Below are 11,865 nucleotides of genomic sequence, written 5' to 3'. Positions count from 1 at the left end.
AATTTAGCCCTGATGGTGGCACCTCAATAAAATTTGATTGTTGAATAGCCAAGGCTCATACCGATAAAGGATTTCGTTCTATGAATAAAATAAAATAATACTGATTGCGATTTTTATACATCTACTCCTGTTTTTTTGCAATGAAATTGTTTTTCATACAGTTGACGGTAAAGACTAGATGAATGCTGCAAAAGTTTTTGATGGCTGCCAATCTCTACAATCTCTCCATTGTCAAAGACAACAATCATATCCGCCGATTGAATAGTGGACAGCCTGTGGGCAATAATTATGGTCGTTCGTCCTTGCATTAATCTCTTCAATGCCGTCTGGACCAGATTTTCTGACTCGGAATCCAGGGAAGAAGTCGCCTCGTCTAAAATTAAAACAGGCGCATTTTTTAGAAATGCCCGTGCCAGAGCAACACGCTGCCTCTGTCCCCCTGAAAGTTTAAGGCCGCCTTCACCGATTTCCGTTTGATAACCCTTTGGCAGTTTACTAATAAAATCATGGGCGTTGGCGAAAATAGCCGCGGACTGAATCTCTCTTTCAATAGCATTGGGCTTGCCAAACAGGATATTCTCGTGGATCGTACCGGAAAACAAGATTGGATCCTGAGGCACGGTAGCAATATGTCTCCTTAACCAACTCAGCTTGAAATCCCGAATATCCCAGCCATCAATGGTAATCTTTCCCGCCGAGACATCGTAAAACCTCGGGATGAGTTTGACAAACGTAGATTTCCCAGCGCCACTCGGCCCCACCAGCGCCACCGTGCAGCCAGCCGGTATACGCAAATTGATATCCTTCAGGACAGTTTTTGACATTTCATAGGCAAAATGGACATTGAAGAATTTGATCTCTCCCTTAATAGGTCCAAGTTCCTGAGCGGCAGGACAATCCACAACCTCAGGAGAAGTGTTAAATACCTCAAAAATCCTCTCCATCGCAGATTGGGAATTGGCTAAAAGGACATTCAGTTCAGTAAGCCGGTTCAGAGGGTTGTAAAACATGCTTAGATAGGCATAAAATGCAGCTAGCTCGCCAACGGTCAGGTGACCATGGATAACCTGCATTGCCCCAAACCAGACCACGAGGACCGGTGCAAGGGAAGTTAAAAAGCCAACAATAGATTGGGCTGCAGCGTGATGTTGTATATGTTTCAATTGGTAGAATAAGTATTCCCGGCTATCCTGAAAAAAGTGTCTTTCTTCCGTCTTCTCCCGGGTATAAGACTGGATGATGGAAATACCACCGAGTTTTTCGTGAACATTTCCGGAGATTTCTTCCATCTTTTGATGGGCTAATTTACTGGTTTTTCTGAGTTGGGATTTGAAATACTTGTTTACCATGACATAAAAAGGAAAGATAGCAATAGAAACCAGCGCCAATCGCCAATTCATGTGGAAAAGGAAAAAGGCAATCAAAAATAGGGAACTTGCATCCATAACCGTATTGGTAAAGGCAGCACCCACAAAGTTTTGGGCAACCGCGATATCTCCCAGCAGCCGTGACGCAACCGACCCTACCTGGCGTTTTTCGTAGAAGCTAAGAGACATCCGCTGAAGATGGACATATAACTCATGCCGCAGATCAAAAACAAGCCGTTGACCGGCCTGATCAGCATAGTAAGATCGAAAATAGGTAACTGCCGCCCAAAACATATAGAGACCAATCATAGCCAGCATGGTGTAATGTAATTTCACAGCATTATAGGAAGACGACGACAACAAATGATCAATCACGTCTTTAAAAACCCAGGGAAAGATCAAAGGAATGTTGTATTTCAATAGCCCACAAAAGGTGGCTATTGTAATCAACTGACGGTAAGGCTTTACGTAGGAAAGAAATTTTTTTAATGCAGGGTTTACAAAAACTTTAGCCACGGGTTTATTTCCATTGTGCCAAAAAACAAACCATATTATTACATCCTAGCGCTGCGGAGCCGCAACCAAAATGAATTCAACCACAAAGATACAAAGAGCACAAAGGCAAGAATTTAGATTTTTTTGTGCTCTCTGTGTCTTTGTGGTTCGAGTAGACAAAACGTAGTCATGCGCTAAAACCTGTATCCCGTTCCTTAAATTTTCCTTACGATAGTGTGCACATTTCTGTGTTATTGTATTGTTGATATGCCCTGATAATTTCGATATAGTATACAGAACAACGCCCCTGTGTGCAAGCAGTGCGTTTATACATTTTCCACTCCTTTCCCAGTGCTACCAAGTTTATCCTTCGTTACGAAAAGGGAAAGGGATACTATATAAAAGAACGCAAGGAATTATTTAAAGATATGGCAATCGAGGATATTGTTCGTGAAATAAAAACAAGGGAAAACCAGTAATTCTTTAAATGACCTTTAACTACCGGTTCGAAATAACCATCTCATTACTGTCTATCGCTGCTGGCAGATTGATATAAAACATCCGATTCATGCTGTAACCTCTTGGATTGAAGAGACTGACAGAAAAAAGGCGTATGAAAAGCCATATATAATATGGCTTTTCTCACTGATAATATAAAACAAGCACCCGCAATTACAAAATATTTTACTGGTTCAGGATGAAAACTAAAACATATGTCCCGACCTAAATTGCTTATCAGTCGCGAGATGCAGTTTGGGTAAAACACTACAGCACGAGAACTGAAATCTTTCACAAAATGAATATTTGACTAATGGGAGAAGAAAACATATTATGTTAGCAAGTTTGCTGTGATCAATTGTTCTCTCTATAGTGCGATAAAAACTTATTCGGAATTGTTAACTCTGGTGAGATACGAGCATTTCTTTGCCGGAAGTGGATATCTCAGGTTTATCATCCATCAATATTTATGAAAAAGCCTATCAAACAACAATGGTCAAAAGGTCTTCGTTTCCTTATCGCCTTTTTTCTTGCATTTTTCTTTATATTCCCCATGAATGCCTTTCCAGATGCGGATCGGTTGAAAAATTTTCCTGCACAGGTTGAGATCGACGATATCATCCACGTCCCAACAGGTCAAAAGATACCAGTCTCTGCCCTTTCTCATTTCTTTGATTGTGCCAGTGTCTTTTATGTGGGTGAAACCCACGCAAATAAGGCATCCCATCAAGCACAGTTAAAAATATTAACGGCCCATTACGAAAGATTTGGAAGCAACCTGGCTATCGGCATGGAGATGTTCACCAGGCCATACCAACCCTTTTTGGACCAGTGGATTGCAGGTGAGATTGATGAGGATAAATTTTTAGAAGCCACCCGGTGGTACGGGGAGTGGGGATATAACTATGCACTGTATAAAGACATATTGGACTTTGCCCGGGAAAAGAAGATCCCCGTAATTGCACTTAATGCATCGAAGGATGTCGTAACCATGGTGAGGACAAAGGGATTGAAAGATTTAAGCGAGGACGAGAAAAAACTCTTGCCTGAAATTGATACCAGCGATTATTTTCACGGGGTTTACCTGGAAAAAGTGCTCCCCGGACACACAAAAGGTTTGGCAGATAGGGAGAGGTTTCATACGATACAATGCTTATGGGAAGAATACATGGCACAAACCATAACAGACTACTTATCTTCATGGGAGGGAAAAGGCAGAAAATTTCTCGCCTTTGTCGGAAATGGCCATATCGTCTATGACTTTGGTATTCCCAAAAGGGTATTTCGGCGCACCTTCTTGCCGTACTGTACAATTTATACCACCGAATTTAAAGGCGGTAAACCATCAGCCGAGCAACATCCGTTTTTGCCGGAGATACCGTTAGAACCTGCTGATTTTGTCTGGTCCATCACCCCCTATGAACCGGAACCTGAGAAAAAACGGATTTATCTGGGCGTCCAGTTTCAAAAGAGAGACGATAATAAACTGGTCATTGAAAAAATAACACCAAAAAGTCCGGCTCAAAAGGCAGGCTTTATGGATGGCGATATCCTCCTGTCAATTGACAACAGGGCATTGAAAAATATCATGGAACTGATCCATTATCTTCAAACAAAACAATTTGGGGATATCTGCATTGCAGAGATCGATCGTGATGGGACGAAGATTACGTATCCAGTCACCCTTTTCGAATTTGAAAGGGAAGAGAAGTAGAATTTCATGAGATTGTTTCTTCTTCATTCATCTGTGGTAAATGGATCGTCTGTCATCGTTCCATGAAACTTTTCTGCATGGGTAAGGGCATCTTGTCGCTGCTGAAAGACATGGATGCGGTTATCGTTTGTCTCGTTTGTAATAAGCTCACTTTCAACAAAATAGGCTATATATGAGTCAATCTTATTGCCCCTGATTTCATCAGTAACGATAACGTGATCAATCCTTTGAGCATTGTTTTTGAACCATTGTGCGGCGCAGTAGATAGAACAAAATTTCATTGTTGCATGGTCTTTCAGGACAATATCAACCTCATAGATAAGCGGAATTGCAGACCCATCATAGGCACAACGCGGGCTTTTTATGAACTTTTGATAGAACACCCCTCCAAGCGCAATTCCAAAGATAATAGCAAGTCCAATCCAGAATGTTTTTGTCATACGGGAATTCAATTAGTTAACTGAAGCGGGTACAGATAATTCATAATCACATGGACAAACACGTTTGTCCGTGCCACCCAGTGAAAAATTTTGTCATGTAAGTATCAAATGTATCGTTACCATCATAATGGAGGCAAGCAGACAAAAGGCTGATAAACTATGTACCTTCACCAAAAGCCGCTCTGTTACAATTTGCGTTTCTGTAACCATGCAAAAAAGACGAAGGATACCTATCCAGCCAATAGCAAAGGTACCAATGGCAAATAACCCAAGCATAATGGGAGCATCAGGTACCATGCCATTCCCCATGAAACAGTAAATACAATGATGATAGGGCAGTTGCATAAGTCTGGGGGCGATGTTTTCAATAAACGCATAGATCACAACAGGAATATTGATAACTCCTATTACCGCCTGACCATAAAGAATAATTTTTTTGTATAATGGTGCTAATGAAAGCCATTTTTTTGAAAGAGGTATCCATAACAAAGCGATAAGGATTATATTTGTCAGATAATACACAATAAATAAAATCTTTTGAAAGTGCCTTCCAAAGATGGCTTGGGGGATCATGGCCGAAGGTCTTAGTGGCACATCAAAGAAGGTGGCACAGCAGGAGACAGACATTAATGGCTTCATACGGAGCACGTAATAAATATCCGCGATACTATCGGCCAGAAGTATGCTACAGACGATGAGAAGGAGGAGTACATTCTTTCTGACCAGAGGCGTCGTGGGGATAGATTTGTCAAGGTAATAACACAGCAACCAGCCACCCATCATAAAAAAAGAAATGGGTTTTATGATCTGTAAAAAGGTAACCATAGACGGTAAAATCTGTGTAACCCCGAACATGCACATCGCTCCTGGTACCTCAGATACAAAGCTCTGGAGCATAAAATAGAACCACGGCCACGCAAGCATCCTCACCGATAGCATCACACACGCCACGAGAAATACCAGATAACCCCTCTGTTCAAATTTATCTTTTGTCTCTAACGGTATCATAGGTTCAGAACCAAGAAACATCTTCAAGGCTGCGTAAAATAAAAATCCGCCTAAGAAGAGGGACAAAAAGGCAACGAACAACATGATAAGGGTGTAGATATTTACAATCATCAGAATAATTTACCTGAGGTGGATGGGTTTAGCAATCGACCTTTCAAAAGTTAAAAATGCCTGTCTGTCATATAACATTTTACCTATTCTTCATTTACTTTTTACCTGCACAGGAATATTTCTCTCTGTGCTTGTACCATCCCCAGTTAGCCGTAATCATTGCGCCCCCATGCCCAGACCGTACCATCTGCCTTCAATATAACGGTATGCCTCATTCCGCATAAAATAGAGGCAACATCACGGAGTTTTTTCACGCTTACAGGGATGTTTCTGTTTGTATTTGTACCGTCTCCCAATTGGCCATGATCATTACACCCCCAGGTCCAGACTGTGCCATCTGACTTCAGGGCAACGGTATGATACCATCCAGCCGAAATTTGCGGGTTTACTAATCCTGGCGATTCTCCGCTGGCAATCGATGACAGTGAAAATAGGGCTGCTATACACCAAAAAGAGTATAAAAGGTGCCTCCACGTCATAGGCATGATAAGGCTGAATGATACGTTTTTCATAATCTCGTTTGCCTCCGCTCATTAAATTATGAGCGAATTAAGGCGTTGGTTTTTACACCAAATCCACCCTATATCAATCTTCATAGTGATTTTTCTGGGTTTTGGCAACATTTACCACTTCAGCAAAGTCGATTTTTTTAGTTACAAACAACGCCAATATTTTAGCATACTTCGCAACGTTATTGGTAGTACTTCCAATAAAGATCTCTTTAAATTTTTGAATACAGAATTTTCACCCTTTTATCTAAACCAATTTTGTGTCTTGAGACATATCTTAACTAACATGAGCATCACAGGAACCTCAATTAATACGCCCACAACAGTAGCCAGGGACGCCCCTGATGACAGGCCAAAAAGCATTGTTGAAGTAGCAATAGCCACTTCAAAATGATTGCTTGCCCCGATCATTGCTGAGGGCGCCGCATCCCGGTAACCTAACCTCAAAAATCTTGCTAACGCATAACTTATTGCAAAGATAAGACAGGTTTGAATAAAAAGGGGGATCGCTATAAAAAGAATCGCTTGTTGCTGAGTAATAATCACATCGCCTTTGAATGAAAACAAAAGAACCAATGTGGCCAGAAGCGCTGTTATGGATACCGGCGTTAAAAAGTGCAGGAATTTTTCCTGAAACCACCCCAACCCCTTGGTTTTAATAATCCATCTCCGGGAAAAATACCCCGCTACCAGAGGAAGGGCAACGTAAATTAAAACAGAGAGCGCTATTGTTTCCCAGGGAATGGGCATCTTGTTTACTTTTAATAAAAAGCCACCCAACGGGGCGTACAAGACCAGCATGGTCAAAGAGTTTATTGCCACCATCACCAGGGTTAGCCCGTCATTGCCCCTGGCTAAATATCCCTATATTAAAACCATGGCGGTGCAGGGTGCGATTCCTAAGAGTATAGCGCCTGATATATATGAACGGTAAAGCCCCACAGTGCTTCCGCCTTTAATAATTTCTGTGCTAGGTAAAAAGTCTTTAAACAGATACCCTAAAAAATGTCGCAATCGCATACATCGTAAACGGTTTAATACACCAATTAATAAATAACGTCAAAAAATCGGCTTAGGCGTCTTCCCCGCTTTGATAACCTCTGCAAAGTCTATCTTTACCATGATAGGATACATCATAAAAAACAGGCAGACTGCAATGGGAATAGAAACCTCATATACTGCAAGGGAATCCAGCTTGACTGCAACACCGGGCGCCGCCTTTCCCAGAACAATACCTGCACCGATACAGAGCAAAACCCAGAGTGTTAAATATTTCTCAAAAACGGATAACTTTTTTTCGGGAATTTCTTTAACTTCTCTCTCGTATTTCGTTTTTTCCGATTCAATTATTTTTTTCGTTTTTCTCAGCGCCCAATCAGGAAGCAAAGGACTGTTTACATCGAGTCTTTTCTTTTGAGAAATGAGCGCGTCGAGAAGCGTCTTTGATTCATTGTCCGGTTTTTCCGTGTAAAACTCAATTTCAAAAAATCGCCTTACATCCTCACTTAAATTTCGATACTTATTCCCGTATCTTACATAGCGCTCGTGTCTATCGGTTGGTTTCAGAAAGACGAGAAGCGCCGTAAAGGTTGCAGCGGCAAATCCTGACAAACCGGCAAATACCTCAAAATTAAGTAAATCAAGTGCTACATTTCGCCTATTTGTTCTTAATATCAATACTTTCACGGTAATGCCTTCCCTTCCCTTCAAGTTCTTGCACCTCCGGTTTCAAAACAAATGGGAAGACCACAAAAAACAGACCCGCAATGACAATAATCACGGCGATGATGCGCCTGGCAGCCATGCTCCCTATTAACCTGGGATACAATGACAATATCATCTTCCAGTGGAGTATGATATGAAGCACAGCTAAACCCAGAAAAACGAAAGCAATGATCATATGAATCGTTCCCCATTGGTGGCGGTCCATTCCAAACAAGAACAATTCCACTTTTCTGCCATATACTGCCCATGTATCTTTGCCGGGCAACAAGACAAACTTCACAAGAAGTCCGATCCCTGTCATTGCCATCATGCAAAAAAACATCAGGGCATCGATTACCAAATTGATCTTTGATTTATCCATCATCGAATCCTTATTCCTGAAGTGATTAAAAATAGTTATTTCTCATTGAGTTGACCTTCTGTGTGATTGTAGAGCGAAGAGGCTCTTCGCTCTACAATCACAGCTTTTCAATCCCTTAACACTTAATTAGCGGCTTCTCCATCCACTCCAAAATGGAAACCCTTTTTCGTCGCGTAACTTTAGTGTTTCGTCAGCTTTCTTTACTTCGGCGGCAATGATGGCAGGTTTTCCTTCAACGGTAATTCTTGAACCCGTTACCTCTATCTTGTCCTTTGGTTCGATCTTGGTGTCCTGATTTTCAAGACACCATGACGGTCCCAAATGAACGGGAATTTCTCCTTTGTCGATTTTCAACATAACATAAGATGTACACCACCAGACATTCCTTTCATGGGAGTAATTATCTCTACGCTAACCACTTCTCCGCTCGATGGTTTTCTCTTTCGGGATATTCCGAAGAGGACAGTTTTTCGTGCATCCCATGGTAATAATTTTTGTGGCATCAACGATCATTTCTTTATCAAGCACCTTTGGCTTTTGTTGAGAAATATCAATGCCTCTTTCTTTCATAACCTCGATTGCCACAGGATTTATTTCCCCGGCAATCTCCGTTCCCGCACTCTTTGCAGCAGCGCTATCAGTCAGTGTCTTAAAAATACCTTCTGCCATCTGACTGCGGCAGGCATTCTCTACGCAGACAAACAAATAAATTAGCCTTGAATCCATAATTAAATATTATTGCAACATTTTAGCTGTTTGAAAAATTCCCTTTAATAAGTAACTACTACTTGTTCCCAAACTCTTGTTTTGAGAACACAATTGCAGAGAAACTGAGTTTCTCACCCATTACACTCCCAAACCATGTCCTCATGAAAATGGGGAAGGAGTTTGGGAGCGAGCAGTTGAAAAATATTTTTATATAGCAAACACATGAAATACGTTAACATGTATCTCTTTCTTCTTTCTTTTTCTGCACAATCTCTTGTAAAAAATGTGTTACTTTTTCTATATTTTGTTCGTTGAGTGAATAGTAGACCCATTTACCATCCTTCCGGTCTTTAATGAGACCGCTTTCCCGTAAAATTCCCAGGTGGTGAGAAACAAGATTTTGCGAGAGCTTAAAATACTCATAAATATGACACACGCATTTCTCGCCGGATGCAAGGTAGGAAATAATATTGAGACGGATATCACCACTCAGCGCTTTTAATAATTTGGCAAATTGTTGGGTTTTAAAAGTATCCATAAAAACACATCAAATTATGTTGATATAATATGGATTAAAAAACCTGAATGTCAAGGTGCTTGTTATGATAAAAATAAATTAGCTTACCAATCTCCTTAAGATGGGAACAAAAAGCCGTGTGCCGGGTAAGGAATAACCATCGTGGGGTTGTGGGAGTACTGGGTTAGGTGCGACTGCAAAGGAAAAGATAACAATTCAAAATATCATAAATATCGGAAAAATTTGTTTGCTATTTGTGTTTTATCAAGTTTATTCATGGATTTAAATACAGTTCATTTGTACCTATTCGTGTTCATTCGTGGCAAAACTACTACACAATCCTGCCATTTTTCATTTTAAAAGTCACGTCGGCAATCTTTTCAAGCGAGGTATCGTGGGTAGCAACGAGAATGGTTACTCCCCGTGCTTTTAGTTCACTCAGAAAATTTAGTATATGCGCGCTGGTTTCGTCATCGATATTCGATGTGGGTTCGTCAGCGATAATAATTTCAGGGTTATTGATCAGCGCCCGTGCAATGGCTACCCGCTGCTGCTGCCCCCCGCTGAGTTCCTCAGGGGTATGATCTAACCTGTCACCGAGTTCCACCTTTTCCAAAAGGAATTTTGCTCTTTCAAAACGTTCTTTGAAGCCGATCCCTGATGGGATAAGCGGATAAGAAACATTCTCCCAACTGGTAAGCCTTGGAATAAGATGAAAGTCCTGAAAGATAAAACCGATCTTTTCTCGCCGTAGCCTTGCAAGGGCAATATCGGAAAACGAGGTAATCTCTTTTCCATACATGAATACCTTACCCGCAGTAGGTCTGTCCAGAGTACCGATAATATTCAGCAAGGTGGTTTTCCCGGAACCAGATGGCCCATGAAATACCAAAAAACTGTTTTTTGAAATATTTACGTTAATGTCATATATGGCGCGTACCTCGTAATGTGAATGCTGTCTGTAAGATTTACAAAGATTCTCAGTCCTTATCATTATTTCATCGACGCAACCGGCGATACCGTTGATGCCCTCCATGAAGAATAGACACTACCAACCATAGTCAAGAGAAAGGCAAAGAAAAAACTCAGGAGGCACGGTAAGGGGAGAAACCGTGCAGGGAGAGTAAATTTGGGCAACATGGTTATCTCTGCAATAAAAAATTGCGCAATAAATGCACCATTAAAACCCTTAACCCAAAGAATGGATAGCACTATGGCAATGGTAGCCCCCAATAAACTGATGAGTAATTGTTCAAAGGAAATCAGTTCTAATACCTCCAGGGTATGCCACCCCGTGGCCTTCATAATACCGATTTCCTTTTTTCGCTCAGATAATCCAAAACCAGAAGCTACCAGAATGGCTGGAACACCCAAGGCAAAGGCCACTATATATAAGGCACTAAAGATACCTTCCTTGAGCATAAACCCCTTTTTAAAATACAGTTCTATCATGTGTTTGTCCTGCAGCCGGTATGGTTCGCCCTGAAGAATATCGTACAAATCAGTCGCAATCTCTGAATTATGCCCCGGCAGGCTGTGAATTTGTATATCGGTAGCAACGTCCTGTTTCCCGAACAGTTCCCCGGCATCCTTGAACGACATGAATATCATAGACGTCCCCCAGATACTTGAGTCTGAAGAAAAGAAACCTACAACGGTAAAGGTCTTTCGTTGCTGGCAACGCATGCTGAACTGGTCACCGATATTGAGTTTAAAATGCCTCGCCAGTTCATGACCCACAACCACCTCATTTGCTTTTTCAAAAATTCGACCAGAAATACAATCAACAGATTCAGGGATATCTTCTTTATTGACACCGACAACGACCGCCAGTTTATTTTGCAGAAAACCCCTGCCAATAATCCGCGGTATCACCTTCGTTACCCCAAAGATTTTTTTAATCTCGTCCAGATATTTTAATGGAATGGCTGAATTTCTTCCAAATTCGTCAAATGTCAGATAGAGATCCGCACCTTCCTTGACGGAGATGAGTGATTGTGCACGTATCCCGTCAGAAATGGCTATAGCCGTAATAAACGGTGTAAGGATGGCAATAATACAAAGGCAGACGACAATGGTCTTTGTCCTGTGGCGCAATAAATTTTCAGTTGCCAGAAGGAGTATATTACTATGTTTGCCCATAATAAGTTTATATCGGTATATCCATTAAGAGCGTCTATGTCCCAATAGGAACCTTTTTGTGATGTATACTGAATTGACGAAAGGTTGCCTATTTTTCTTTATACTGTTCATCCTGATCATGTCGATGGATGAACGGCAATAATCAAACAAAAACGATCATGGTGAGCGTTCGGTGATTTTTTTACGGCTTCTATCTTTGCCGGATCAAGAATAAATTGCTTTCTCACTTTTAAAGTACCCTTCATTTCTCTTATCTCCATATGTATTTTA

General features: G+C 41.1%; 12 protein-coding genes and 1 pseudogene. 1 reads left to right on the top strand and 12 read right to left on the bottom strand.

Going from position 1 to position 11,865, the window contains the following annotated elements; translation table 11 throughout:
* Nucleotides 1-113: 113 nt before the first annotated feature.
* The gene (locus tag BROSI_RS12340; protein WP_052564100.1) at nucleotides 114-1,883 is read right to left on the bottom strand and encodes an ABC transporter ATP-binding protein; all 1,770 of its coding nucleotides are present in this window, start codon (nucleotides 1,881-1,883) and stop codon (nucleotides 114-116) included.
* A 946-nt stretch (nucleotides 1,884-2,829) separates the two neighbouring features.
* On the opposite strand from BROSI_RS12340, the gene BROSI_RS12335 reads away from it, so the two are divergent.
* The gene (locus BROSI_RS12335; RefSeq protein ID WP_052564099.1) at nucleotides 2,830-4,074 is read left to right on the top strand and encodes a ChaN family lipoprotein; all 1,245 of its coding nucleotides are present in this window, start codon (nucleotides 2,830-2,832) and stop codon (nucleotides 4,072-4,074) included.
* Between the two features lie 23 nt (nucleotides 4,075-4,097).
* Here the strand turns inward: BROSI_RS12335 and BROSI_RS12330 are convergent, their stop codons facing one another.
* The 11 genes and pseudogenes from BROSI_RS12330 to BROSI_RS21015 all read right to left on the bottom strand — a co-directional run bounded on the left by BROSI_RS12330 (nucleotide 4,098) and on the right by BROSI_RS21015 (nucleotide 11,840).
* Nucleotides 4,098-4,514 (bottom strand): hypothetical protein, encoded by a 417-nt coding sequence (locus tag BROSI_RS12330; RefSeq protein ID WP_052564098.1) that lies wholly within the window; start codon nucleotides 4,512-4,514, stop codon nucleotides 4,098-4,100.
* A 93-nt stretch (nucleotides 4,515-4,607) separates the two neighbouring features.
* Complete coding sequence (locus BROSI_RS12325) at nucleotides 4,608-5,633, bottom strand: hypothetical protein (RefSeq protein ID WP_052564097.1); 1,026 nt, start codon at nucleotides 5,631-5,633, stop codon at nucleotides 4,608-4,610.
* A gap of 146 nt (nucleotides 5,634-5,779) precedes the next feature.
* The gene (locus tag BROSI_RS12320; RefSeq protein WP_052564096.1) at nucleotides 5,780-6,145 is read right to left on the bottom strand and encodes an RCC1 domain-containing protein; all 366 of its coding nucleotides are present in this window, start codon (nucleotides 6,143-6,145) and stop codon (nucleotides 5,780-5,782) included.
* Between the two features lie 240 nt (nucleotides 6,146-6,385).
* Nucleotides 6,386-7,447 (bottom strand): annotated as a pseudogene (arsB, locus tag BROSI_RS21420) (ACR3 family arsenite efflux transporter).
* 352 nt (nucleotides 7,448-7,799) lie between these two features.
* Nucleotides 7,800-8,231, bottom strand: coding sequence for a DUF4405 domain-containing protein (locus BROSI_RS12310; RefSeq protein ID WP_052564095.1), 432 nt, complete (start codon nucleotides 8,229-8,231; stop codon nucleotides 7,800-7,802).
* A gap of 123 nt (nucleotides 8,232-8,354) precedes the next feature.
* Nucleotides 8,355-8,585, bottom strand: a complete 231-nt coding sequence (locus BROSI_RS12305) for a MamS/MamX family magnetosome protein (RefSeq protein ID WP_052564094.1) — start codon at nucleotides 8,583-8,585, stop codon at nucleotides 8,355-8,357.
* A 54-nt stretch (nucleotides 8,586-8,639) separates the two neighbouring features.
* Complete coding sequence (locus BROSI_RS12300) at nucleotides 8,640-8,954, bottom strand: arsenate reductase/protein-tyrosine-phosphatase family protein (RefSeq protein ID WP_082059198.1); 315 nt, start codon at nucleotides 8,952-8,954, stop codon at nucleotides 8,640-8,642.
* Between the two features lie 214 nt (nucleotides 8,955-9,168).
* Nucleotides 9,169-9,474 (bottom strand): ArsR/SmtB family transcription factor, encoded by a 306-nt coding sequence (locus tag BROSI_RS12295; protein ID WP_052564092.1) that lies wholly within the window; start codon nucleotides 9,472-9,474, stop codon nucleotides 9,169-9,171.
* A 310-nt stretch (nucleotides 9,475-9,784) separates the two neighbouring features.
* Nucleotides 9,785-10,447 (bottom strand): ABC transporter ATP-binding protein, encoded by a 663-nt coding sequence (locus BROSI_RS12290; RefSeq protein WP_052564091.1) that lies wholly within the window; start codon nucleotides 10,445-10,447, stop codon nucleotides 9,785-9,787.
* Entirely contained in the window at nucleotides 10,447-11,595 is a 1,149-nt protein-coding gene (locus BROSI_RS12285; RefSeq protein WP_052564090.1) for an ABC transporter permease, read from the bottom strand. Before BROSI_RS12285 ends, BROSI_RS12290 begins: the two co-directional genes overlap by 1 nt.
* Nucleotides 11,596-11,711: 116 nt before the next feature.
* Nucleotides 11,712-11,840: a hypothetical protein gene (locus BROSI_RS21015; RefSeq protein ID WP_261338853.1), complete on the bottom strand. Its 129-nt coding sequence runs from the start codon at nucleotides 11,838-11,840 to the stop codon at nucleotides 11,712-11,714.
* Nucleotides 11,841-11,865: the final 25 nt, after the last annotated feature.

This window comes from Candidatus Brocadia sinica JPN1 (assembly GCF_000949635.1).
Lineage (GTDB): Bacteria > Planctomycetota > Brocadiia > Brocadiales > Brocadiaceae > Brocadia > Brocadia sinica.
This window is presented reverse-complemented; position numbering and strand designations above follow the sequence as displayed.

Bases quoted from the DNA above. Each gene is read 5' to 3' on its own strand.
- BROSI_RS12335 (WP_052564099.1), top strand. From the start codon at position 2,830: ATGAAAAAGCCTATCAAACAACAATGGTCAAAAGGTCTTCGTTTCCTT.
- BROSI_RS12330 (WP_052564098.1), bottom strand. From the start codon at position 4,514: ATGACAAAAACATTCTGGATTGGACTTGCTATTATCTTTGGAATTGCG.
- BROSI_RS12325 (WP_052564097.1), bottom strand. From the start codon at position 5,633: ATGATTGTAAATATCTACACCCTTATCATGTTGTTCGTTGCCTTTTTG.
- BROSI_RS12320 (WP_052564096.1), bottom strand. From the start codon at position 6,145: ATGAAAAACGTATCATTCAGCCTTATCATGCCTATGACGTGGAGGCAC.
- BROSI_RS12310 (WP_052564095.1), bottom strand. From the start codon at position 8,231: ATGATGGATAAATCAAAGATCAATTTGGTAATCGATGCCCTGATGTTT.
- BROSI_RS12305 (WP_052564094.1), bottom strand. From the start codon at position 8,585: ATGTTGAAAATCGACAAAGGAGAAATTCCCGTTCATTTGGGACCGTCA.
- BROSI_RS12300 (WP_082059198.1), bottom strand. From the start codon at position 8,954: ATGGATTCAAGGCTAATTTATTTGTTTGTCTGCGTAGAGAATGCCTGC.
- BROSI_RS12295 (WP_052564092.1), bottom strand. From the start codon at position 9,474: ATGGATACTTTTAAAACCCAACAATTTGCCAAATTATTAAAAGCGCTG.
- BROSI_RS12290 (WP_052564091.1), bottom strand. From the start codon at position 10,447: ATGATAAGGACTGAGAATCTTTGTAAATCTTACAGACAGCATTCACAT.
- BROSI_RS12285 (WP_052564090.1), bottom strand. From the start codon at position 11,595: ATGGGCAAACATAGTAATATACTCCTTCTGGCAACTGAAAATTTATTG.
- BROSI_RS21015 (WP_261338853.1), bottom strand. From the start codon at position 11,840: ATGAAGGGTACTTTAAAAGTGAGAAAGCAATTTATTCTTGATCCGGCA.